The sequence below is a fragment of the Streptomyces sp. LARHCF249 genome (assembly GCF_052871255.1).
Genome location: NZ_JBIXJQ010000003.1, coordinates 85,232 through 109,059, shown reverse-complemented (window position 1 = coordinate 109,059; position 23,828 = coordinate 85,232). Strand labels below are relative to the sequence as shown.

At 73.6% G+C, this 23,828-nt stretch carries 16 protein-coding genes; 7 read left to right on the top strand and 9 right to left on the bottom strand.

What is annotated here, in order from left to right:
- Positions 1 to 52: 52 nt before the first annotated feature.
- On the bottom strand, positions 53 to 4,594 hold the full coding sequence (locus ACIPUC_RS08945; RefSeq protein ID WP_446587872.1) for an AAA family ATPase: 4,542 nt from the start codon (positions 4,592 to 4,594) through the stop codon (positions 53 to 55).
- Positions 4,595 to 4,724: 130 nt separating this feature from the next.
- Here ACIPUC_RS08945 and ACIPUC_RS08940 point away from each other — a divergent pair, with 130 nt between their 5' ends.
- Positions 4,725 to 5,612: a hypothetical protein gene (locus tag ACIPUC_RS08940; RefSeq protein WP_446587870.1), complete on the top strand. Its 888-nt coding sequence runs from the start codon at positions 4,725 to 4,727 to the stop codon at positions 5,610 to 5,612.
- Positions 5,613 to 5,925: 313 nt separating this feature from the next.
- Here ACIPUC_RS08940 and ACIPUC_RS08935 read toward each other — a convergent pair whose 3' ends face one another.
- Positions 5,926 to 8,145 carry an MMPL family transporter gene (locus ACIPUC_RS08935; RefSeq protein WP_446587868.1) on the bottom strand — a complete coding sequence of 740 codons (2,220 nt, stop codon included), beginning with the start codon at positions 8,143 to 8,145 and terminating at the stop codon, positions 5,926 to 5,928.
- A gap of 200 nt (positions 8,146 to 8,345) precedes the next feature.
- Between ACIPUC_RS08935 and ACIPUC_RS08930 the strand changes: the two genes are divergently transcribed.
- Both ACIPUC_RS08930 and ACIPUC_RS08925 read left to right on the top strand, forming a co-directional pair.
- Positions 8,346 to 9,596, top strand: coding sequence for a sensor histidine kinase (locus ACIPUC_RS08930; protein ID WP_446587866.1), 1,251 nt, complete (start codon positions 8,346 to 8,348; stop codon positions 9,594 to 9,596).
- Entirely contained in the window at positions 9,593 to 10,279 is a 687-nt protein-coding gene (locus ACIPUC_RS08925; RefSeq protein WP_446587864.1) for a response regulator, read from the top strand. Before ACIPUC_RS08930 ends, ACIPUC_RS08925 begins: the two co-directional genes overlap by 4 nt.
- Before the next feature lie 84 nt (positions 10,280 to 10,363).
- On the opposite strand, the gene ACIPUC_RS08920 is transcribed toward ACIPUC_RS08925, so the two are convergent.
- The 3 genes from ACIPUC_RS08920 to ACIPUC_RS08910 are packed head-to-tail and all read right to left on the bottom strand — an operon-like array spanning position 10,364 to position 12,973.
- Entirely contained in the window at positions 10,364 to 11,224 is an 861-nt protein-coding gene (locus ACIPUC_RS08920; RefSeq protein ID WP_446587862.1) for a DMT family transporter, read from the bottom strand.
- A 28-nt stretch (positions 11,225 to 11,252) separates the two neighbouring features.
- Positions 11,253 to 12,071 carry an ATP-grasp domain-containing protein gene (locus tag ACIPUC_RS08915; protein ID WP_446587860.1) on the bottom strand — a complete coding sequence of 273 codons (819 nt, stop codon included), beginning with the start codon at positions 12,069 to 12,071 and terminating at the stop codon, positions 11,253 to 11,255.
- The gene (locus ACIPUC_RS08910) at positions 12,068 to 12,973 is read right to left on the bottom strand and encodes an ATP-grasp domain-containing protein (RefSeq protein ID WP_446587858.1); all 906 of its coding nucleotides are present in this window, start codon (positions 12,971 to 12,973) and stop codon (positions 12,068 to 12,070) included. Before ACIPUC_RS08910 ends, ACIPUC_RS08915 begins: the two co-directional genes overlap by 4 nt.
- Positions 12,974 to 13,145: 172 nt before the next feature.
- On the opposite strand from ACIPUC_RS08910, the gene ACIPUC_RS08905 reads away from it, so the two are divergent.
- Positions 13,146 to 13,877, top strand: coding sequence for a DUF7873 family protein (locus ACIPUC_RS08905; RefSeq protein WP_446587856.1), 732 nt, complete (start codon positions 13,146 to 13,148; stop codon positions 13,875 to 13,877).
- A 423-nt stretch (positions 13,878 to 14,300) separates the two neighbouring features.
- Here ACIPUC_RS08905 and ACIPUC_RS08900 read toward each other — a convergent pair whose 3' ends face one another.
- The 3 genes from ACIPUC_RS08900 to ACIPUC_RS08890 form a co-directional block, all read right to left on the bottom strand.
- Positions 14,301 to 15,023, bottom strand: coding sequence for a zf-HC2 domain-containing protein (locus ACIPUC_RS08900; protein ID WP_446587854.1), 723 nt, complete (start codon positions 15,021 to 15,023; stop codon positions 14,301 to 14,303).
- Positions 15,020 to 15,631, bottom strand: coding sequence for a sigma-70 family RNA polymerase sigma factor (locus ACIPUC_RS08895; RefSeq protein WP_446587852.1), 612 nt, complete (start codon positions 15,629 to 15,631; stop codon positions 15,020 to 15,022). The genes ACIPUC_RS08900 and ACIPUC_RS08895 overlap by 4 nt, the downstream gene beginning before the upstream one ends.
- Before the next feature lie 116 nt (positions 15,632 to 15,747).
- On the bottom strand, positions 15,748 to 16,746 hold the full coding sequence (locus tag ACIPUC_RS08890; RefSeq protein WP_446587850.1) for a DUF1996 domain-containing protein: 999 nt from the start codon (positions 16,744 to 16,746) through the stop codon (positions 15,748 to 15,750).
- 141 nt (positions 16,747 to 16,887) lie between these two features.
- On the opposite strand from ACIPUC_RS08890, the gene ACIPUC_RS08885 reads away from it, so the two are divergent.
- The 3 genes from ACIPUC_RS08885 to ACIPUC_RS08875 all read left to right on the top strand — a co-directional run bounded on the left by ACIPUC_RS08885 (position 16,888) and on the right by ACIPUC_RS08875 (position 22,796).
- The gene (locus tag ACIPUC_RS08885) at positions 16,888 to 17,658 is read left to right on the top strand and encodes a DUF1838 family protein (protein ID WP_446588886.1); all 771 of its coding nucleotides are present in this window, start codon (positions 16,888 to 16,890) and stop codon (positions 17,656 to 17,658) included.
- Positions 17,659 to 18,039: 381 nt separating this feature from the next.
- Complete coding sequence (locus ACIPUC_RS08880; protein ID WP_446588884.1) at positions 18,040 to 19,791, top strand: S8 family peptidase; 1,752 nt, start codon at positions 18,040 to 18,042, stop codon at positions 19,789 to 19,791.
- A 224-nt stretch (positions 19,792 to 20,015) separates the two neighbouring features.
- Positions 20,016 to 22,796 (top strand): AAA family ATPase, encoded by a 2,781-nt coding sequence (locus ACIPUC_RS08875; protein WP_446587848.1) that lies wholly within the window; start codon positions 20,016 to 20,018, stop codon positions 22,794 to 22,796.
- Positions 22,797 to 22,842: 46 nt separating this feature from the next.
- Here ACIPUC_RS08875 and ACIPUC_RS08870 read toward each other — a convergent pair whose 3' ends face one another.
- Complete coding sequence (locus ACIPUC_RS08870) at positions 22,843 to 23,772, bottom strand: glycoside hydrolase family 19 protein (protein ID WP_446587846.1); 930 nt, start codon at positions 23,770 to 23,772, stop codon at positions 22,843 to 22,845.
- Between the last annotated feature and the right edge of the window lie 56 nt (positions 23,773 to 23,828).

Here is a 23,828-nt window from a genome sequence, read left to right as displayed (position 1 = left end):
GCACCTCGACCCGGTCCGGGCCTACGCGTTCTCCCCGTAGGACCGCGAAGACTCACAGCAGCGACTCGTCCAGGGTCAGCGTCGCAAGGCCGGCCGGGCCGAGGACGTGAAGGACCGTTCCCGCCGGGCCGGTGCCGACGGCCAAGGCGTGCACCGGGGCTCCGGTGAGCAGGGTGTGGCGCAGCTCGCCGGTCAGCGGGTCCCAGAGGCGGACGCCGCCCGGGTCGCCGGAAGCGAGCAGCGTGCGGCCGTCCGGCAAGGGGACGCCGGCCAGGGCGAGGGTGCCCGGGGTCTCCCAACGTGCGACCGGGCGACCGTCGGCCGTGTCCCAGACCTGGATGTCCGTGGAGGACGCGGCGGCCAGGAGCACCCGGCCGTGGAACTGGAGGACGCACGCCCGCCGGAGCATGGAATGGGCGTCGCGGTCAGGTCGTCCCAGTGTGGCGACGAGGCGGCCGGAGTCGAGCTCCACCAGCTCGATGCCCCGCCTGCCCACTGCAGCGATCACCTCGGATCCGCCGGGCCGTGGGGGAAGGGGCACGAGGAACCGCGCGAGCTCGATGGGCGGCCTGGGCGAGGGGGTGGCCGTGGCCCCCGCGCCGTCGGCCGGATCCCATGCCGTGCAGCGGATCTCCCGCCCGCTCTCCATGCTGACGACCATCGGCAATCCGGAGGCCGTCGTGGTGACGTACACCTTCGAGTTGAAGGGAAGGTCCCCGCGCACGGATCGGGCTTCGCCGGACACCAGATCCCAGACCGACCAGGAGTTGCGGCCCTCGACCACCACGCACGCGCTGCCGGGGAGTGAGGGGATCGGCTCGACCGTCAGGGCAGGGCCGGTTTCCAGCTGCTTCACCAGCCGTCCCGTCACAGCGTCGTGGACGTCCAGGCCGAGGCGGGTTCCGACCACGAGGACGTCCCCGGCGCTGTCGACGCCGGGGTAGCCCGACCTGCACAGGGACCACATCCTGGGCCGTAGTCCGGCCAGACCGAACGGCGCCGCGTACAGCGTCTCTGCCGGGCCGTCCTCGTGCGCAGCCGCTTCGCGGCCGACGTCCCAGAGCCTGATCCCCTCCGGACCTGCCGAAACAAGCCGTGGACCGGTCGGTTCGTCCAGTACGGCGAGGCAATCGACGCGCGGATGGTCGGCATCGAACGACTTCTCCCAGCGGCCGTTGATGTCGTGGACGACGATGCGGCTGTTCTGGGAGTAGACCAGCGCCTCGCCGTCGGGCAGTACCGCCAGGGGGCGGCCCCTGAGCGGGTTGTGCCGCATCGGTTCACCTCGGAAGGGATCCCAGAGCGGCGTAAGGGAGGTTGACCGCGGTCCATGGACGGCGATCAGGTCGTCCTTCTCGGGCCGCGACACAGCCATGAGCACACCGGCTCCGGGCCCCCCGAACGGAGGGTGGCCGGTCGGTCCCGAGACGGGGTCCCAGAGGCGAATGCCCTTCGGAGTGGGAAAGGCCACGAGCGCGTGTCCACTCGCCCGACGCACCACGGTTGTCCGACTGTGGAAGGAACGGAGCGTGTCGGGGAAGCCTTCGAGCCTGATGACCTTGCCCGTGCCCGTGCCGGTGCCGGTGCCGCGAGCAGTCGGCCTCCACACGAATGTGCCGTCCGCCGTGATGACGAACAGTTTCCAGCGGGCGGCCCCGTCCTCGAGGACGTGTACGTCGAAGACGCGCGGCAGCGCCAGGGCGGTGAGGGGCTGCCCCGAGCCCGGGTCGTGGATGGTGACGCTCCTCAAGCCCCACGTGACCAGGAACGTCCGTCCGCCCGTGGCACGGATGGGGCGCAGGCCGCGCACCCGGTGGTGCCTGCCACCGAGCTCGGCCGTCAGGCGGCCGGTCGAGGCGTCCCAGATCCGCACGGTTCCGCTTTCCGACAGCACCGCGATCAGGGCCCGCCCATCGAGTGTGGGCAGCACGCACAGGGCCGCCGTTTCCCCTCGGGTCGGTGCGAGGACGTTCACGCGCGCCGCCCACAGGCCCCAGGCGAGCGCGGCCGGCACCTCGTCCGGCGCCACCCACGGCTCGCCCCGTACACCCCGCTGGAAGGCGATGCTGCCCGTGCGCGAGGCCTGGTCCACGGTGTCGTCGACGTACGGCTCGATCAGTGCCGCCGCCGTCAGCGTGCGGCGCTGCGGGTCCGCCGTCGGCAGGGGCAGGCCGAGGCGGGCGCGCAGCGTGCCGGAGGTCTCCTGGGCCAGCAGTTCCAGCGGCACGCTCTGATCGTCCAGTACCTCTCCGGCCGCGGCGTGGTGGAGGAAGTGCCTGCGGACGTACGGGTGGGCGGGGTGCGGTCGGGACCGCTCGACCAGGCCGGCCAGCGCACCGGTTATGGAGGCGTGGGCGGCGGCGAGGGCCTGCGCCGCGGTGGGCGGACGCCACCAGTGCGAGGCCTGGACCGGCGACTGCACCAGCAGCCACTCGGGGTTCGCGAGCAGCAGGTCGGTCAGCCGCTGGTGGACCGGGCGGTAGACGGTACGGGCGTCCTCCTCGGCCGTGGCCAGGTACCCGGTGAGGCGGCTGTTGCGGAGCGTCCGGATGGCCTGGTCGGCGGCCTCCTCGCGGTCGTCGGACACGTCACCGGGCGTGGAGCCGGGCGTGGAGCCGGGCGTGGAGCCGGGCGTGGAGCCGGGCGCGGCGAGCGCGGCGGTGACGGCGGGCCAGACCTCGGCCCAGGGCAGGCCGGCGCCCGGTGCGAAGGCCGTGGCCCGCAGGGCGGCGACCAACAGGTCGGCCCGGACACCGGTGCTGAGAGAGACGGCCTGGACGTCCTCGCGGAGCAACCCGCTGGTGCCGTCGGCGAGACGCTCCTGCCACCCGTACTCGGTCAGGTCCTGGCGGGTCTCGGCTCGTCGCAGCTGGTTGGCGGCGATCCGGGCATCGAGGAAGGACGGCGCCACCGCGTCCGCGATGACGTCCGCCGCTTCCGCGGCCGCTTCGGGTGCGCCGCGGTACGGGCTGTCGGCCGGTGCGAGCAGGAGGGTGGCGGCGTAGGCGGCGATGTCGTCGGCGCAGTCGGGGCCGTCGCTGCGCAGCATCCCGGCTACGAGGCCTTCGTCCTTCAGGGCCTCGGTCAGCCGCAGCAGCAACTGGTCGGCGCGTTCGTCGACGAGGTCGTCGCCGGCCGGGTAGGCCACGTCGGGGGAACTGCGGATCCCGAGGAGGAGCCGGACGCGGCGGGTCCCGCCCGGCTTGCGCAGGCGCGCGAGCGGCAGGACGACGTCGTTGAAGACGGCGAGCGGGTCGTCGGCCTCGTCCAGCGCGTCGATGACCACGGTGACCGGCCCCTCGGCGGCGTCGGTCCGTTCCAGCACCTGCCGCAGCAGAGCCTGGAGGGGCAGCGCCGCCGCCGGCCCGGACGGGGAGTCCCCGCGCCCGGAACCGAGTCCGGTGACCAGGTCCTGTACGACCACCCCGGCGGACTTGTTGCGGGCCAGCACGGCGACGTCGACCGCCCCGGGCTCGGGCCGCAGGTCGTCGGGGATCGCCGCCACCATGGCCGCGTGCAGCGGATCCGCCGTGAATCCCGGGTCGGAGAGGGTGACCAGGCGGGCCAGGAGCGCCGACTTCCCTGAGCCCGCTGCGCCGGTGACCACGAGCACGCCCCCGCCATCGCGCAGGAAGCGGGTCATACGCCTCATCGGTTCGGCCCGGCCGCTGAAGTACCAGCCCGGGTCGTCGGCGGCCGCCCGCCCCGAGGCACGCTCCAGCCAGAACTCGTCCAGGGCGCCGGGGTCGGCGTCGGCGTCCGCCGCCGTCGAGGTCAGGGCGAGCTGGCGCAGCGCCGGGTCGGCCGTGCCGGCGGGCGGCCGGTAGCGGGGGTTGGGCAGGCAGGCGCTCAGGCCGCGCCGACGCGAGCGCGGGACGATCCACCGGGCGTCCACGAGGTTCTTCTCGGTGCCGTGCTCGTCCCAGCCGACCTCGTCCAGGAGCTGCTCCCACTCCTGGAAGGAGAGGTACGGGGCGGTGTACCCGGCGGCCTCGTCCCGCATCCGCTCGCAGGCCAGGGCCACGCGTTTGGTGAACGAGCCCACCAGGGGCTGCTCGTCGTGGTCGCCGGCCGTGACCACGGCCGCTCCGTCGTGCCCGCGCCGGTCCTTGCCCAGGGCTTCGAGGAGGCTGGTCAGTTCGGTGTCCAGGGTGCCGGAGAAGCACGAGTCGACGAGGACCAGCACGTGTTCGGACTCGCTGTCCAGGACCGCGGTGATGAGCTCGCTCGTCGGGAACGCGGTCGCGAACGGCCGCTCCTCGTCGGTCTGCGCGAGCGTGAGGAAGTGGCGGGGCGCGACGCGGCGCACGCCGTGGCCGGTGATGTAGACCACGACGGCTTCCTGGTACTCGGCCGCGGCCAGGTTCTCCTCGTACAGGAACATGCGCAGCTCGTCGACCGAACGCACCGGGGGCGCCTGGCTCACCTCGAAGCGGCGGGCATCGCCCAGCGCCGGGTCCGCGAGCCAGCCCGTGATGCGTTCGACCTGGCCGGCGATGGCCTTGTCGAACCCGGGAGGGCTGTCCTTGTAGCCGTCCACCGCGACCACGACCAGCCGCCGCCGGACGATCCCGTCCAGCTCCTCCGCACCCACAGCTCTCCCCCTGCTCCGCGCGCGATGTGCGGCGCACGGCTTCCTCAGCCTATCGGGAGCGGACGGCGGGCTGCCCGTGGTTACGATCGGCTCAGGGCGAAGTCCGGTGGACGGGCCAGTAGGGGGAACCATGAACGTGCTGCAGGTCGTCGGGGTGCACGGCATCAAGCAGGGGGCGTCGGCCACGACGGAGGGCCTGAGCCGGACGTGGCAGGACTCGGTGGCCAGGGCCTTGGCCACCTCCGGGCTTGACGCGACGGTCGGCCCAGTCCAGCTCACCGTCCCCTCGTACCAGGGCGTGTACCCGAAGACGGCGACCCGGTACATGCGCCTGGGCCCGGACACGGCCGACGACGCCCCCGTCGAGGAGGAGGAAGAGGCCTTCATCCTGGAGGCCCTGGCCGCGTACGCGCCGTCGGCCGTGGCGCTGGAGGACGATTCGCCGATGGGCGGGCAGACCCTGGGGGCGGGCCGGCTCACGCCGCGGATCCTGCGGCGGGCCCACGCCGTGGACCGGGTGGCGGGCAAGGGCGTGACGGACCGCCTGCTGTGGCTGGTCCGCGAGGCGCACGGCTATCTGCGCCAGGAGGAGACGGGGGCCGCCGTGCGCGCCGAGGTGGGGGCGGCGCTGGCTGCCACGGGCGCGCGGATGGTCATCGCGCATTCGCTGGGCAGTGTCGTGTTCTACGACATGCTCAGCCGGGGCGAGGTTCCGGCCGCGGCGGGTGGCGGGCCGGGGGTGGTGTCCCTGATCACGTGCGGGTCTCCGCTGAGCTGGCTGGCCGTCAGGAAGGGCGTCCACACGGCCGGCGTCCCGCTGTCCGTTCCGGCGGGGGTGGAGTGGACCAACCTCTACGCACCCAACGACCCGGTCAACAAGGGCGGGGGCCTTGGCCACCTCGCCGTCGGCGTCACGGACATCAAGGTGAACAACGGCAAGCTCAACGCCCACGACGTCCGCCGCTACCTGGACAAGCCGGCGGTGGCCGAACGGATGGCGAAGGCCCGCCTTCTCTGACGGCCGGAGGTGTCCTTTGACATCCAGCGTAGTCGTTGCAGTACTGCCTGACCTGGGCGGACTGGGCGGACTGGGCGAGATGGGCCCGGGTGTTCGGGATGCCGGGGTGGCCCAGCACCTGCAGCGCGTGCTCCAACAGCTCGGCGAACGCGTCCGGGGCGCCCGCTGCATCCCCCGCCTCTCCTCGACACCAGGCAAGGTGGGCGCGGGCGGAGAGGATGTCGTGGTGGTCCGGCCCCTTGTGGCAGGCAGTCGACTCTGTCAGGCGGCGGAAATACCTGACGGTCGGCATGGTTCCTTTCCGGTCGCGGCACTAGCCGGCGGAGACCCGGTCCTGGGCCGGGCGGGAGGACGGGGGTTCGGCCTGCCGGCCGCGCCGTGCGCCGCCCGGGCGGACCGGCCACCAGGTGCTCCGGCCGAGGAGCGCGGCCAGCGCGGGCACCAGCACGATGGACAGGACGAACGCGGAGAGCATGATGCCCAGCGCCGTCGCGAAGCCGATCTGCCGGGTGGAGGGGTTCGTGTTCACGGCGAGGCTGCCGAACGAGGCCGCCAGGACGACGCCCGCCGTGGCGATCGCGGGCGCGGTGTGCCGTACGGCGCGGGCGACGGCCGCGCGGGCCGGTCCGGGGCGTTCCATCTCCTCGCGAATGCGGTCGCTGATCAGGATGTTGTAGTCGGTGCCGAGGGCGACGACGAAGAGGAACAGCACCAGAGGAAGAACGAAGTTGACGCCCGGCTCGTCGAGCAGGTGCTGGAAGAAGAGCGTGGAGGCGCCGAGGGTGGCGGCGAACCCGAGGCCGACGGCGATCATGAGGATGGCGGGGGCGAGCAGGCTGCGCAGCAGGACGAGGAGGATGAGGGCGATCAGCACCGCGGCGACGGGGAAGACGATCCGCAGGTCGTGGTCGACGGCGGTGGAGATGTCGGCGAAGATCGCGGCCGTGCCGCCGACGTGGGCCTCGGTCCCTGCCGGTGCGGTGCCGGCGATCGTGTCGCGGACCGGGCCCGAGACGAGGTCGCGGGCCTGCTGGGTCTGGGCCCCAGGGGTGAGGTAGAGATCGAAACGCGCGGCCGTACGGCCCTCGTTGAGGGTGGTCGGGCCGACCCCGCCGACGCCGTCGACCGCGGCGAGGGCCCGGGGCAGGGCCTCGATCCGCTCGGGGCCGAGCGCGCGGCCGTCCGTCGCGGTGACGTAGACCGTGGCCGGGTCGGACACCCCGGAGGGCAGGGCGCGGGAGATCTCGGCGGCGGTGGTGGCGGCCGGGGTCTCGAGGCTGCCGCCGCCCTGCCCGAAGTCCATCCGGATGCCGGCCAGTCCGGCCGCGAGGGCGCCCAGCAGGGCGACGCAGGCGAGTACGAGGCTCACCGGGCGGCGGGCGACCAGGGCGCCGAAGCGGGTGGCCGCCCCTTCGGCGGGCTGCCGCTTGAGTGCCCGGGAGGGCCAGAACATCGCGCGTCCGGTGGCCGCGAGCAGCGCGGGCATCAGGGTGAGGCTGGCCAACAGCATGACCAGGACCGATACGGCGATGGCCGGCCCGAGGACGCGGAACTGTCCGAAGGTCGCGATGGCGAGGGTGGCGAAGGCGGCCACGATGGTCAGGGCAGCCGACGTGATGGCCGTGCCGACCCGGGCACTGACCTCGGCCGCCGCCTCGCGGGCGGGCTGCTCCGGTCGGGAGCGGAGCTGTTCCCGGAAGCGGAACAGGAGGAAGAGGAAGTAGTCGACGCCGATGCCGATCAGCACGACGCTGATCATGCTCGGGGTGGAGGGGTCCAGCTTGATGCCGCTGAGCGCCGCGCCGCCGACCACCGTGCCCGCCGCCGCGCCGCCGATGACGACCACCGCGAGCAGCGGGACGAAGGCGGCCAGGACACTGCGGAACACCAGGATGTTGATCAGCACGATCAGGCCGACCATGACGATGCCGACGACGGTCTGGGTGGTCTTCTCCGCGTCGGCGGTGTCCGTGAGGTCGGCCAGGCCGCCGGTGAAGCCGGTGCGCATCCCGTTCTCCGCGAACGCCTCCTCGGCCCGGTCGTGGAAGACGCGGTAGACGCGCTGGAGGCCGGGGTCCATGGAGTTGCCGGTCAGCCGGACCGCGAGCAGTTCGAAGCTCCGGTCCGGCGCGGTCATCGCGGGGGCGACCCCCGGGGTCTGGGAGTGGTCCTCGTTCAGGAAGGCGGGCGGCTCCTCCTCCTTCGGCGCGGGCATCTCGACGCGCCGGCTGCCCAGCTGTCCGGCGACGGCGCCGATGCGCCGCTGATCGGCCTCGGTGAGGGGCTCGCCGTCGGCGCGGGCGACGAGCACGGTCACCGCGTTGCCGTCGGGCCTCACCCCGAACTTCTCCTCGGCGACCCTCAGCGCGGCCGCCGAGTCGTACTGCGGGGGCAGGAACTCGCCGCTCTGCGTCTCGGTCACCCGGTAGACGAGGACCTGGCCGAGCACGCTCAGGAAGATGCCCAGGACCGCCCAGACGGCGATGACCTTCCACGGGTGGCGGGTGGAGAACCCGGTCAGGGCGCGGATCACGTTGTTGTCCTTCGGCGTCGGATGTCCGCCGGGGTCTCCCGGCTGACGTCCAGCTCATCAGCGCGCCGCGCGCGCCGCGTCCGGGCACGGGACGAGACGGCGCCCGGGAGCGGGGGCCGGGCCGGAGCGCCGACCAGGACCCTGGTCCTGGGTCGCGATCGGCTCCAGGTCCCGGGGCGGGGCCGCGGAACGGTGCCAGAATGGATCACGAAACGATGGCCGGTCGTGCGCACCGGCAGTCGGCGGGGGCGCCCGCGGGGGAGGACGACACCATGCCGAAGACGCCTGCTGCACGGGGGAGTTCCCCTGCCGACGGCCCCCGGCCGGGCGGCGACGCCCTGCCCTGGACGCGCAACGACGCGCTGGTCACCGTCGGGGCGGCCGCCGTGGACCTGCTCAGCTTCTCGCTCGGCAGCCAGGTCGACCACGGGTACGTCCCGCCGGCCGGCTGCGTACTGCTGGTGGTGGCCGCGCTGCCGCTGCTGGCCCGGCGCCGTGCCCCGCTGTCCACGCTCGCGGCCGTTCTGCTGCTCGGCCTGGGCCTCAACCTGACCGTGCCGGTGCCGCAGCACTTCACCGCGACGGCCGTGGTCGCGCTCTACACGGTCGCACGGTCGCGGGGCCCGGCCGTGGTGGCGCTGGCCGCGTTCGTCTCCGCGGCGATGCCGCTGGTGGGCCAGTCACCGCGGCCGGGGATCGTGGACGTGATCGGCAGCGCGGCCAACGCGCTGCTCGTGCTCGTCACCGCGGCCGCGATGAACCGCTGGCACCGTGAGAACGAGGCCAACCGCCGCCTGCTGGCCGACCGGGCGGTGGCCGACGAACGGCGCCGCATCGCCCGCGAGCTGCACGACATCGTCGCCCACCACATCACCACCATGCAGCTGATGGCCGGAGGCGCCCGGGCCAACCTGGCGAGCGACCCGGAGGTGGCCCGGGAGGCGCTGGTCACCCTGGAGGGATCCGGGCGGATGGCGCTGCGCGAGATGCGCCAACTGCTGGACGTACTGCGGGCAGGAGACGAAGCGGAGGAGGCACCCACCGCCCCGCAGCCCGGGGTCGGGGACCTCGCGGGGATCGTCGGCGAGGCGTGCCGGGCCGGACTGCCCGTCGAACTCGACGTGCGGGGCGAGGAGCGTCCGCTGCCGCCGAGCGTGGGCCTGACCGTGTTCCGCATCGTGCAGGAGGCGCTGACGAACGCGCGCAAGTACGCCGGCCAGGCGCGGGCGTCCGTACGGCTGACGTACGGGCCGCACGGGCTGGCGGTGGAGGTGTCCGACGACGGGGCCGGGGCGGCGGCCGCGTCCGCCGGGTCCGGCTACGGTCTGGTGGGGATGCGCGAACGGGTCGCCCTGCACGGCGGCACGCTGGAGGCCGGACCGCTGTCCGGGGGCGGGTTCCGGGTGGCGGCCCGGCTGCCGCTGAAGACCGGGGAAGGGGCGCTGCGATGAGCGGACGGACGACGGAGCCGATCAGGGTGCTGATCGCCGACGACCAGCCGCTGGTGCGGCGCGGACTGGCCCTGATCCTCGCCCCCGACCCGGGCTTCGAGGTGGTGGGCGAGGCCGCCGACGGCGAGGAGGCGGTGGCCCTCGCCCACCGGCTGCGGCCCGACGTCGTCGTGATGGACATCCGGATGCCCGTGCTGGACGGGGTCGGCGCCACCGAACGGCTCGCGCGGACACTGCCCGAGTGCCGGGTGCTGGCGCTGAGCACCTTCGACATGGACGAGTACGTGGTGGCGGCGCTGCGCGCCGGCGCCTACGGCTTCCTGCCCAAGGACATCTCCCCGGAGGAACTGGTCGCGGCGGTGCGCGTGGTGCACACCGGAGAGGCCGCGGTCGCCCCCCGGCTGCTCACCCGGCTCATCTCCGCCTACGTGCTGGCCCCGCGCCCTCCGCAACCGCCCGCGGCGAACCCGGGCGACCTCACGCCGCGCGAGCAGGAGGTGTGGCGGCTGATGGCCACCGGGCTCGACAACGCGGAGATCGCCCGGGCCATGGACATCAGCGTGTCCACCGTGAAGAACCACATCACCAGCCTCTTCGGCAAACTCGCGGTCCGCGACCGCGCCCAGGCGGTGATCGCCGCGTACGAGACGGGCCTGGTCGAAGCCGGCAGCCGCAGCGGTTAGGCGTGCGCCGGAGTGTGAGGCGCGGGGTCCGGGGCGGAGCCACAGGACCGCCCGCCAGGGGCACGGCGTCGGATGCCCCGCGGGCTACCCGGCCTCGTCCGGGACGGCGGCCCGGGCCAGCGCGAGCACCCCGGCGCAGATCAGGGCCAGGCCCAGCACCTGGGGCAGCAGCCACCAGTGCGCCCGCAGGTGTTCCTCGTACAGCAGCACGCCCAGCGCCACGCTGACGCTCGCGTCCCCGAGGGTCAGCGCGGGCTGGGAGGCGACCAGCGGGCCGCCCTGCATGGCGTGTTCGAGCAGGAGCAGCGCACAGACCCCGCTCGCGGCGAAGGCGTACGTCTCCCAGGTGGTCAGGAACGCGCCGATCCCGCCCTCGTCGAGGACGTGCATGGCGGACTTCATCAGGGCGGCGGTGAGCGCGTAACAGACGGCGGTGGCCGCGCCCAGGCATCCGGCCCGCATCCGCCCGGGCGGCCGGCGCAGTCCGGCCGCGGCCGACAGGGCCACCGCCACCGCGCACGCGGCCAGGGCCAGCACCCACCGGTCGAGCGGTACGTCCGTGCGGTTCCCCTCGGGCGAGGCGGCCACCAGTACGATCCCGAGCCCCGCGACCACCCCCGCCACGGCCAGCCACAACGACCCCGGCAGCCGGGTCCGCGTCAGCAGCGAGGCGATGAGCAGCGCGAGCGGCAGTTCCAGGACGAACAGCGGCTGTACGAGGGCCAGCGCGCCCGTGGCGAGCGCGACGGCCTGCCCCACCCCGGCCGCGATCAGGGCCAGGATCCCGGCGATCCACAGCGGCCGCCGCAGCAGGTCGAGGACGAGCCCGAACCGGAAGCCGTCGCTCTGCGGCACGGTGAGCGCGGCCCGCCGCTGGAGCACGGTCGCCAGCGCGTTGCTGAACGCCGCGAACAGTGCGAAGAGGACCGGCAGGACGAAGCCCATGCCCACGATCCTCACCGATCCCGCGCCCTCAAGGCGCCGCGACACTCCCGGACCCGTGCCCGGCCCGGCGCAGGGCCAGCGCCGCCAGGGCCTCGGGGGCGCCCGACTGGCCGCGGATGCCGGGGAAGGCGTTCACGTCCACGATCAGCGGCCTCCCGCCGCCGGCGTCGATGATGTCCACGCCGTAGACGTCCAGCGCGAAGGCCGCGCCGGTCGCCCGCACCAGATCGGCCCACCCGGCGGGAAGTCCGGCCGGGTGGGCCGGCCGGTCGGGTCCGCGCCCGCCCGGCGACAGCTCGGAGCGGCGCAAGGCCGCGAAGACCTGCTCCCCGATCGCCCACAGCTTGTGGTCCCAGCCGCTGTTGGGCGCGAAATCCTGCACCACCACCGGTTCCCGCGGCCACCGCGCCGCCAACTCCCGCAGCTCCGCCGTGTCGTCCACGCGGGCCACCAGGTCGCCCCGGCGGCTGTACCGGCTCTTGACCACCACGGGGGAGGGCAGCGCCACGCCGGACGCCGCCCACGCGGAGAGGGACCCCACGGTACGGGTCGCGGCGAACGGCAGTCCGGCCCGCAGGGCCAGTTCCGCCATCGCCGTACGGTCCTGGCACAGGGCGGTCGCCGCCGCGGTGTTGACGACGGGTGCGCCCCGCCGCTCCAGGCGCCGGGCCAGTTCCAGGGCCTGCGGGGTACGCGACTTCAGCAGGTACACATCGGCCGGCGGGCCGGGAACGCCGCCCGCCGCGCCCGGGTCGAGCGCCTCGACGACGTGCCCGGGCGCCAGCAGGGCGGCCGTGGCCGCCAGCAGCGGATGGCCGGGTTCCGGAGTGATCAGGCCGATCCTCACGCGCCGTCCACCGCCACCGACACCTGCGCCGGAATCGACAGCGGCAGGGCGTACGACAGCGCCGGTGACGGCACCGGCGGGGGCGGGGAACCGCCCGTGCGCGCCAGGTCCAGCACCGCCCGGGCCACCCGCGCGGCCGCGTCCGGCACCTGACGGAAGCTCGGGAAGTCGTTCACGTCGACGACCACGGGCCCGTCGGGACCCAGCAGCACGTCCACCCCGTACAGGTCGAGCCCGTAGACCGCCCCCACCTGCGCGGCGATGGCCGCGACCTCGGCCGACAGCGGTACGCGGCGCTCCCGCACCGCGGGATCGGGGTGCAGCGGGGAACACCGCTCGGTCGCGAACAGCTCCCCGCCGACCGCGTACACCTTGATGTCGGTGCCCGAGTTGGGCACGTACGGCTGGGCGATGAGCAGGCCCTCGCCCGCCAGGACGGGCAGCACCGCCTCCAGCCGCTCCGGCGAGGACACCAGGTGCACGGCCCGCCCGGAGCTCCCGTCGGCCGGCTTGACGACGAGGGGGTACTCGGCCGCCGGTATCTCCCGCAGCAGCTGCGGGCGGGCCGCCGCGTAGGTCGGCGGCAGCGGAAGCCCCCGGGCACGGCCGATGGCGGCGGCCAGCGCCTTGTCCCGTACGCCGCGGATCGAGCGGGCGTCGTTGACCGTGGTCAGCCCGGCCGCCGCGGCGGCCTCGAGCAGGGTCAGCCCCGGGCCGCCGGACACGGTCTTGAGCACCCAGGCGTCGTGGGAACCGGCGCGCACCGCCTCGGTCATGGACAGCAGCGAGCCCCCCGGCCGCACCACGTCGACCCGGTGCCCCCACGCGGTCAACTGGCGGATCACCTCGTTCGGCATGCCGTCGTGGCGGTAGTGCTCCTCCACCAGGAAGCAGAGCCTCATGGACCTTCCCCATATTCCCCGGACGTCCGCCGATCCCGTCCGGCGAGTTGTGACGTCACAGGATGTCATGGACCGCAATGTGATGATCGGTCCACCTGGGCGGGTCCGGGCGGCCGGGAGGAGCGGAATATTCGAATGTACGGACGCCGCCGGCTGCTGTTAGGTTCATCCCGTGCCGAAGCTGAATCAGATCATCGCAGTCGAAAAGGGCGTCAAGTCCAAGTCCCTCCAGGAGCTTTCGCAGGCTCACCACGACGTCCAGAAGCCCGCCCTGCTGGCCGGCATCTCCCGGACCTACCAGCCCAAGGACGAGGAGGGCGAGCAGCTGCCGCCCGAGTCCACGCGGGTCCAGGTCAAGGCGGAGGACGTGCTGCGGGCGACGGCCGGCACGCTCACGCGGCTGTTCGACGTGACGGCGACCAAGGACTGGGCGAACCGCACCGCGGCCGCCGATGTCGTCGTGGACGGCAGGGTCCTGCTGGCCCAGGTGCCCGTGCCCTATCTGCTCTTCCTCGAGAAGCAGCTCACCGACATGCACACCTTCGTACGGAAGCTGCCGGTGCTGGACGCGTCCGAGTCCTGGAACCTGGACCCGTCCACGGACTCCTGGAAGACGGACCCGGTGCGCACGATCCGCACCAAGAAGGTGCCGCGCAACCACGTCAAGGCCGAGGCCACCGAGAAGCACCCGGCGCAGGTCGAGGTCTACTACGAGGACGTCCCGGTCGGCTACTGGACGACGGTGAAGTTCTCCGGCGCACTGCCGGCCCGGCGCGTGAACGAACTGCTCGACCGAGTGGAGAAGCTCCAGCAGGCCGTCAAGTTCGCCCGCGAGGAGGCCAACGGCACCGAGGTCACCGACCAGCGGGTCGGGGACGCGGTGTTCGGCTACCTGTTCGGGTAGCCCCGAAATCTCCCCCTGTATGTCTGCAGGGGGTGCGCGAGAGCGCAAGCTGAAACTGATGTTGAAGCTGAACAGGGGTGTCAGTTGGGGGTTCGAATCCCTCCCCCGGCCTTGCGCGCCGGGGTGGCCCAAGCCTGGCAGAGGCGGCCCCGTAAATCTCAGATTCTCGCTCCAGTCTCAGTATTCGCCGCCGAACACCGGATCGACCGAGCGTGGACGATCACCGACGGATGGGGGTTCAAGTCCCTCCTGCGCCTCTCCTCGTGGCGCGGTAGTTCAAAGGCAGAACACGTCGGTCTCAATATGATCCGCGGCTCTTAAACGCCGCCGGTGTGCGCAATTGGGTGGCAAGCAGGGGCCCGGGAGCTGGACATGCTCCCGGGCCCTGTCACGTCCCCGCCCCGATGGCCGGGGCGGACCGCCCTACACCGGTACGGACACGAACGTCCTGCCCGCCTCGTTCTCGACCAGGACCGCCTTCACGTCCGCCGGATCCACGGCCGCCGAGCCGTCCAGCGAGGCGCCCTTGCCCTCGCCGTTCTCCCGGCCGACGACCCAGCCGCCCGCGGTGGTGCGCGTACCGTCCTTGGCGACCACGACCAGCCGGCACCGCTCGCCCGGCGGCACCCCCGTGACGGCCGCGTGCACCCGTACCCACTGGGCGGCGGGGGTCATCTGCACGGTCATCCGGCTGCCCGTGACCGGATCGGTCGCGGAGACCACCTTGGTCCCGGGCACGGCCGTCGGGGGAGCCGTCGACGCCGTCGGGGAGGGCGGGGGGAGGGCCACCGCCCCCGAATCGCCGGCGCCCAGCTGCGCACCGGCCCAGAACACGGCGGCCAGCGACGCCGCCGCGGCCAGCCCCGCGAGCCCCGCCCGCCGGCGCCGCTCACCGGCCCGCTCCGCGCGAATCTGCCGCAGGGTGCGCTGGAGCAGCAGGTCTCCGCCCTGCGGCGGCCCGTCGAGGAACGCCTCCTCGGGAACCTCACCCAGCGCCGCCTCCATCTCGCGCAACGACGCCACCTCCTCCCGGCACTGCACGCACCCGCTCATGTGCTCCTCGACCCGGCGGACCTCCGTGCCGTCCAGGACCCCGAGCACGTACGGGCCGAGCTGTTCTTCCTCCTCGTGCCGCTGCCGGTTCATGCCACCACCTCACGCAGTCCGGCGGGCTGCTGGGGCGGCCTGCCCGATCGTTTGCCTTGTCTGGAAGCGCCGTCCCCGGCGCTGTTGTCGCGGAAGACGTCGCGCAGGGCCTTGAGCGCGTAGTGCGAACGCGATTTGACCGTACCGGCCGGGATGCCGAGGCTGTCGGCCGCCTCGGCGACGCTGAGCTGGCGGTAGTACAACTCCCGCAGCACGTCCCGGTGTTCCGGCGACAGCCGGTCGAGTGCACCCAGCACCGTCATCGTGTCCACCACGGAATCGGCGTGGTCCGCCTCCACCGGGGGAGTGGCCGCGACCCCGGAGACCTCCGGCGGCCGTGCGGCCTTGGCCCGGTAGCGGTCGGTGATGATGTTGCGGGCCACGGTGAGCAGCCAGCCGCGCACGGAGCCCTTCCCGTTCACCAGGACCTCGGAGTGCCGCCAGGCCCGGATCAGCGTCTCCTGGACGATGTCCTCGGCGGCGGCCCGGTCACCGGTCAGCCGGGTGGCGTACGCGAGCAGGGCGTGGCCGTGCTCCTCGTACACCGACCTGATCAGTGCTTCATCGGTCGAGCCCCGCCGACTGCGGGGCCACAGTGGTCCGGCCATCTCACCCTCTCCGTCTTCCGCGCTTACGTGGTGCGGTCGGAACACGCCGCCCGTACGGATCCGGTTCACGTGACGTGCATCACTCCGGCGGCTCCTGGGTGTCCCTCCCGGGGCGCTCACAGGCGGCAGGCGCGGCCCTCGTTGAGGCAGTCGACGACCGCGGCCATCTGCCGGTCGGTCATCGCGTTCACGAACATGCCGTGGTCCGTCTTCGGGCTGTGCCGCTGCTCGGGGAAGGAGTCCAGCGCGAGGGGCGCGCCCGCGGGGACCTCGTAGGAGAGGGAGACGCGCAGCTCGGGCACCGGGAAGGTGCGCGGCGGGCAGACGCCGTTGGCGGCGGGGAACCTCAGGTGCGAGCGGTGCCCCTCGCCGACCGTGTCCAGGCCGTTCCAGCAGCGCGGAAAGACCAGGGTGCGCGTGACGAGGTCGCCCCCGGGGCAGCGCGGATAGCGGGTGGCGGACCGGTCCGGGGTGCTGGAGCAGCTCCAGCGGGCCCGCACGTCGGCGTCGCTGTCCGCCGTGCGGGCGACGGCGTCCCCGGTCATCCCGCGCAGGAAGCGCGGCATCGCCACCACCTTGCTCACCGGACTGCCGCGGAACTCCACGCGGACCGAGGCCTCCGGCAGGATCTGCCCGGTGTTGCCGTGTGCCGCGGACGTCTCGTGCGGGCGGGTGCCCGGTCGGTCCGGCCGGCGCAGGACGGGCCAGTAGTACGTCGACCGGTCGCCGCCGCGGCAGCTGGTCGAGGCCGCGTCCAGGGAGGCATCGGTGGACATGGCGTCAGTGGACAGGTTCCCGACGTACGCGTGTGTGTGGTGGGCGCCGGCCGGCAGGCCGGGCGAGACCACCAGGTTGTCCTCGTTGTAGTGGCCTTCTTCATTGCGTCCGCATTCCACCACCACCGAGCCGGCCGAACCGTCGGCTCCCGGGACCGGGTTGGGCTCCGATATGCGCGGAACATCGCGTATGTCCACGTAGTCGGAGGGGGCCGGGCGGGCGCCGGCCGTCTCCGGGTGCGGACCGGCCGCCCGCGAGGCCCCCAGGACGGCGGCGAGCAGCCCGCCGCCCAGGACCAGGCAGATGACGAGAGCGAGCAGTCGGCGTTCTGTCCCCATGGCGGTCACGGTCGCCGGTGGCGCGACCCGAGTCAACCTGGCATCCGGATGGCGAACGGTGCCGCGCGCCGGCGCCGCGGACCGGGGCCTCCTTGCCGGTCCGGGCACCGGCCGCGCAGAGTACGGCGTATGACACCCGAGATGACGCCCGCCGAGCTGCTGCACGCCTTCGCCCGCACCCGTGCCTCGCTCGACGGGGCAGAGGTGACCTACTGGTGGTCGGGCGACGTCCACACCTGGGCCCCCGGGGAGCCCCACCAGCGCCTCTTCGGCTTCGAAGGGCTGAACGTCGCCCGTCTGGTCAGGGACGGGGAGACCGGCGGCTACCAGCTGCTGTCCAGGGAAGCCGCCTTCTACCTGGACCCCCTGACCCGGGAGATCCTGGACACCTGGCAGGGCCGGCCGGTGGTCCACGTCTGGAACGATCCGGCCAACCAGAAGTGGCGGCCCTTCCCGGTCCCCGTGACCGAGCTGGGCGACCAGGTCTGCTTCAGCCTGGAGATCCCGCTGGCCTACCCCTCGCCGCTGCCCGTGGCGCAGTATCCGGCCCACTCGGCCGACGATACCTACCGGGCGCTGGAGCTCTTCCAGTTCTTCGCGCCCGCCACGGCACTGTCCACCGACGCGCCCAGTGTCCCGGCCGCGATGTCCTGGACCCGGATGTCGCCCTGGCTGCCCTGGATGGAACAGGGGCAGCGGCCCGGCGGCCTCACCTTCCACTGCCGCGGCCGGAAGCTCGGCTCGTACGCGGAGGTCCCCGAGCGCACCCGCGCCTACATCGCCGCCCAACACCCGGAATTCGCCCGTTCCCCGGACAAATGGTCCGAACCGAACGAGACCAGCTGGACGTACTTCCGCAAGCTCTTCCCGCCCCGCGGGGACGCGGGCGAGGGCGGCGCGGCCGCTCCCTGAGGGTCCTCCCCGGGCACCGGCCGGGGGAGGGCAGGGAGGGGACAAGGGTTTTCCCCGTATCGCGTTCATCCCCGTGTTGCCTACTGTCTGCCCATCGGCGATCTTCCCCTGACCCGACGGCCGACACGCCAACCCCACATGGCATGATGCCGTCCCATCAGGGGGAATCTTCGGTACGCCGTTGCCCTGCCCCGCCGTCGAGGCCGGGGCAACGTGGCGCGCGGCGGCGGCCGGGGCGAGTTCGACCAGCTCGCTCCCGGTCCCGCGGCCGCCGGTCACCTCCCACACTGCACCGACCGGCCGCTCCGGCCTGCCCGGAATCGGCCCGCGAAAGGGAACTTCGTGCACGCATCGAGACGCAGGCTCATATCCGTGGTGGCGATGTCCGTCACCCTGCTCGCCGGCTCCGCCACCGCCTCCGTGGCCGTCGCGGCCGACGTTCCGGCGCCGGCCGCCGAGACCGCCGCCACCGCCCCGGTCGAGAACCTCATCGTCGGATACAAGACCTCTGCCTCCGAGGCCAGTTCCAACACCGCCGCCGCCGACGACGCCGCCGCCAAGGGCAAGAAGGCCGGCAAGAAGGCGAAGTTCGACCGCCGCCTCGGCACCGGAGCGGCCCTGGTCAGCCTCGGCTCGGCCACCGCCCCCGCCGACGCCGCCAAGCTGATGGCCCAGTTCCGCGCCGACCCGGACGTCGCCTACGTCGAGGCCGACACCCGCGCCTACCCGATGGCCACGCCGAACGACACCGAGTACGCCAAGCAGTGGGACCTCTTCGAGCCCACCGCCGGCATGAACGTTCCTGCCGCCTGGGACAAGACCACCGGCTCCGGCGTCACCGTCGCCGTGATCGACACCGGCTACGTCGCCCACTCGGACCTCGCCGCGAACATGGTCGCCGGCTACGACTTCATCAGCAACGCCACCTACGCCCGTGACGGCGGCGGCCGGGACGGCAACGCCGCCGACGAGGGCGACTGGAACGCCACCGACGGCGAGTGCGGAGTGGGCTCCAGGGCGGGCAACTCCTCCTGGCACGGCACCCACGTGGCGGGCACCATCGCCGCGGCGACGAACAACAGCAAGGGCATCGCGGGCATCGCGTACAGCGCGAAGATCCAGCCCGTGCGCGTGCTCGGCAAGTGCGGCGGCACGACCTCCGACATCGCCGACGCGATCACCTGGGCCTCCGGCGGCTCCGTCGCGGGCGTCCCGGCGAACGCCACCCCCGCCAAGGTCATCAACATGAGCCTCGGCGGCTCGGGTGCCTGCACCGCCACGTACCAGAACGCCATCAACGCCGCCGTCGCCCGGGGTACGACCGTCGTCGTGGCCGCAGGCAACAGCAACGCCGACGCGGCGGGCTTCTCGCCCGCCAGCTGCAACAACGTGATTAACGTGGCCGCCAGCAACCGCACCGGCGACCGCTCCTTCTACTCCAACTACGGCGCGAGCATCGACGTCGCCGCCCCGGGCGGTGAGACCCGCCGCGGTACCGACACCCCCGGCACCATCACCACCCCCGAGAACGGCATCCTCTCCACGCTGAACGCGGGCACCACCACCCCCGGCGCCGAGAACTACAAGCCCTACCAGGGCACCAGCATGGCCGCCCCGCACGTCGCGGGCCTCGCCGCGCTCGTGGTCGCCGCCAAGCCCTCGCTGACCCCGGCCCAGGTCGAGTCGGCGATCAAGAACAACACCCGCCCGCTGGCCGGCGTCTGCTCCGGCGGCTGCGGCACCGGTCTCGCCGACGCGGCCGCGACCGTCAACGCGGTGACCACCACCACGCCTGCCGGTCTCGAGAACGGCACGGACTACACCATCGGTGACAACACCACCGTGGAGAGCCCGATCACCGTCACCGGGAAGACCGGCAACGCCCCGGCCACCCTCAAGGTGGGCGTGAACATCGTGCACACCTACATCGGTGACCTGAAGGTCGACCTGATCGCCCCCGACGGCTCGGTGTACAACCTGCACAACCGGACCGGCTCGAGCACGGACAACATCAACCAGACCTACACCGTCAACGCCTCCTCCGAGGTCGCGAACGGCACCTGGAAGCTCCGCGTCAACGACAACGCCGGCGGCGACACCGGCAAGATCGACTTCTGGAACCTGACCTTCTGATCAGCTTCCGCTTCGGCCGCCAACTCGGCCTGACAGGCCGATAGTACGGACCAAGCCCACTCCGCGGACCCGCCGATACACGTGTATCGGCGGGTCCGACGGCTTTTCGCGTCACCTGGCTGATTTCTGCGTCACAATCCGTGTCCACCCGGCATCCGACCTCGTATTGTCGCGTCTCACAGGAATGGCACAGGAGCTGGGGACCGAGAGGCTGGTGGCTGTGCGTGGTGGCGGCGACGGGGAACGCTGACACGAGCGTCGGACAGGACGGACTGGTCGAAGCGGTCGACCGTGCGCTGAACTCGCACGGCCGGGCCCTGCTGACCGGCCCCGCGGGCGCGGGCAAGACCGAGGTGGTACGCGCCGTCGCGGCGGCCGCGGAGTCCCGCCGCGAGACGGTGCTGCGCCTCGCGCCCGAGGCCGCCGACCAGTGGATACCCGAGGCCTCGGCCGCGGCCCTGCTGGCCACCGTCCCGGGCGCCGCCCTCGAACGGCTCTCCGGTCCCCAGCGCACCGCCATCGCCCTGCTGTGCCGCGAGACCGACACCCCCCGGGCGGGGCGCGACCACGTCGCACTGCGCCTCGCCGTCCTCGAGGTCCTGCGCACGCTCGCCGCCGGCCACCCCGTCCTGCTCGTCCTCGACAACGCCCAGTGGCTCGACGCCGAGAGCACCGACCTGCTGCGCTTCGTGCTGCGCCTGACCCCGCCCCGGGTCCGCGTCCTGGTCGCCGAATGCGTCCAGGGCGGCGCACCGGTCGGCGAATCCCTCTGCGGCACCGGCACCCCCGCGATCCGGGTGCCCCCGCTCGGCGCCGACGAGATCGCCGAACTCCTCGTCCGCCACGGCCTGCCCGCCCGCCTCGCCGGCCGCATCCACCAGGCAAGCGGCGGCAACCCGCGCCTGGCCATCGCCCTCGGCCACTCCCTCGCCGAAGCCGCCGTGGCCCGCGACGGCAGCGCCCACCACGCCGACACCCTGCCCGTCTCCGGGCAGGCCCGCGAGGTGGCCCGCAGGCTGCTGGCCGAGGCCCCGGCCCAGGCCCGCCGCACCCTGCTGCTCGCCGCCCTGGCCGCCCGCCCCACCACCGCCCTGCTGCGCCGGGCCGGACGGCCCGACGCCGAGGCGGAGTTGGCCCAGGCGGAACGAGCCGCTCTGGTCCGGGTGGGGGAGGACGGCAGCGTGGAGTTCACGGCCGGCGCCCTGCCCACCGCGCTCGCCGCCGACGCGGGCTGGCCCGAGCGCTCCGCCGGGCACGCCGCGCTCGCCGAGGCCGTCGACGATCCCGTCCAGGCCGTACGCCACCGCGCACTGGCCGTGGACACCCCCGACCAGTGGCTCGCCGCGGAGATCACCGAGGCCGCCGCGGTCTGCCGCCGCCGCGGCCAGCGGGCGCTGGCCGCCGAACTCGGCCTGCTCGCCGCCGAACGCACGCCCTCCCACCTGGCCGGGGAGGAACTCGCCCGTCTCGTCAACGCCGCCGAGGACGCCGGCTGGGCGGGCCGCGCAGACCTGGCGCGCCGCGCCACCCGGGCCGTCCTGGCCCGCGACGCCTCGCCCGCCAGCCGGGTCCGGGCCCGGCTCGCCGTGATCGACGCCGCCGGGCAGGCACTGGGCGCCCTCGACGAGACCTTCGCGTACGCGATGGCCGACGCCGCCGGGGACCCCGCGCTCGAGGCCGCCGTCCAGCTGCGGATCGCCTGGAAGCACAACCTCAGCGACGGCGACCCCGTCCGGTCCCGCGACGCCGCGGCGCGGGCCGGCGCCCTCGCCGCACTCGGCGGCGACCAGGTCGCCGAGGCCATGGCCCTGACCGTACGGGCCCGCATGGGCCGCATCCTGGGGGACCCCGGCGCCGAGGCGATCCTCGCCGAAGCACTCGCCCTGCCCGCCCCCGACGTACCGCTCGGCATGCGCAACGCGCCCCAGTACCTCGCCGTACGGCACGCGCTCTTCGACGACCGTCTGGACGACGCCCGCAAGCAGCTGATGGTCCTGCTGCCCGCCGTCCAGCGCACCGGCTCCGCGGAGGACGTCTTCGAGGTCCTGCGCAGCCTCACGGAGGTGGAACTCCGCAGCGGCCGGTGCACGGCAGCCTCGTCCCGCGCCCGCCAGGCCCTGGAGCTGACGATCGAGGCGGGCCTCTCGCCCGGGCCCGCCTGGTACGTCGCCGCGATGGCCGAGGCCAACGGCGGCAGCTTCGCCCGCGCCGCCGGGTACGCCCGGCGCGGCATCCAGGCCTCGTACGAGGAGCACGACCAGGTCTTCCTCTCCCGCAGCCTGCACGCCCTCGGACTGGTCGAACTGGCCACCGGCGAGGCGGCGAAGGCCGTCGCCACCCTGCGCCGGGTCGCCGAACTCGAAGCCGCCCAGAAGGTGGTGGACCCCTCGATCCTGCGCTGGCACGGTGAGCTGGCCGAGGCCCTCGTCGCGGCCGACGCGCCCGAGGAGGCCGCCCGGCTGCTCGACTCCGTGCGCACGGTCGCCCGCGGCCTCGGCCGCACCGGGGTCGTCGCCGCACTCGACCGGGCCCGCGGCCTGTGCCTGTCGGCGCAAGGGGAGGCGGACGCCGCCGTACAGCTCCTGGAGGCCACCGCGCAGCGGTTCGAGACCCTGCGGCTGCCGCTGGAACGGGGCCGCACGCTGCTCGCGCTCGCCCGGGTGGAACGCCGCCGGCGCCGGCGCGCACCCGCCCGCGTCGCGCTCCTGGCCGCGGCCGAGGTGTTCGAGCGGGCCGGGGCCACGCCGTGGACCGAGCTCGCCCGGGAGCCGGCGGCGGGCGAGGGCGGCCGTACGGAGGCGGCGGCCGCCGCCCTGACCGAGGCCGAGACCCGGCTCGCGCTGCTCGTCAGCCAGGGGGCCAGCAACCAGGAGGCCGCGGCGAAGCTGTTCCTGAGCGTCAAGACGGTGGAGGCACGGCTGACCCGTATCTACCAGAAGCTCGACGTACGCTCGCGGGCCCAGCTCGCCACCGCGCTCGCCACCGCACTGCGCGCCCCGCACTGAGCCCGGGGCCGCAGCGCGGTGGCGCCGAGTACGGGGCCGGAGCCGGTCAGCAGCTCAGGTTGCCGCCCGGAGTCACGCCCAGCAGCTGGGTGAAGCTCTGGTACTTCGAGATCCGGCTCTGGACCTGCGCGGGGTTGCCGCCGTTGCACTCCAGCGAGCCGTTGATGGAGCGGATGGTCTCGCCGAAGCCCGCGCCGTTGACCATGGCGGCGTGGGCGGTCATCGTGCCCGGGCCGTTCTGGGTGTTCCAGTACCAGAGCGCCGTCTTCATGGCGATCGCCGGGTCCTGCTCCACGAGGTAGGGATTGGCGAGGAGGTTGATGCCGAGCGCGTCGCCGGCCGCCTTGTAATTGAAGTTCCAGCTCAGCTGGATCGGGCCGCGCCCGTAGTAGGCGGCCTGGCCGGCCGGGCAGCCGTAGGGCCGGCCCGCGTCGCAGTAGTGCGGGTAGTTGGCCGTGTTCTGCTCGACGATGTGGACGAGTCCGCCCGTCTCGTGCGAGACGTTCGCGAGGAAGGCCGCGGCCTCGCGCCGCTTCACCGTGTCGTCGCCGGTCTGGGCGAAACCGGGGTACGCGGACAGCGCCGCGACCAGGCCGTTGTAGGTGTAGAAGGGGTTCCGGTTCGGGAACATCTGGTGGAACTGGGCCTCGGAGACCACGAATCCGGACGGGTTGCCGGGGTCGGGGTCCGGGTCCTGGCCCCCGCCGTCACCGCAGGCGCCCTGGTCGGACCACACGCCCCACTCCCCGGTGGTCCCGGGCGTCTCGCCCTGGGTCCACCACTTCGCCTGCCAGTTGTGCCCGTTGTACGAGGCGTTCGTGCCGCCCGTGTAGACGGCGGACGCGGCCCAGGCGCCGGCGCACGGGGCGGCCGCGGCGGCGGGGGAGGAGGGGAGGAGGAGGGCGAGACCGAGGCCTGCGGCGGCGGTCGCGGCGGCGGCCAGCGAGAGGGCGCGGCGTCGAAGCGCACGTATCACGTAACTGCTCCTTCAGTGGGGGGAGTTGCCGTGGGGGCGGCAGCAGTGCCCACTGA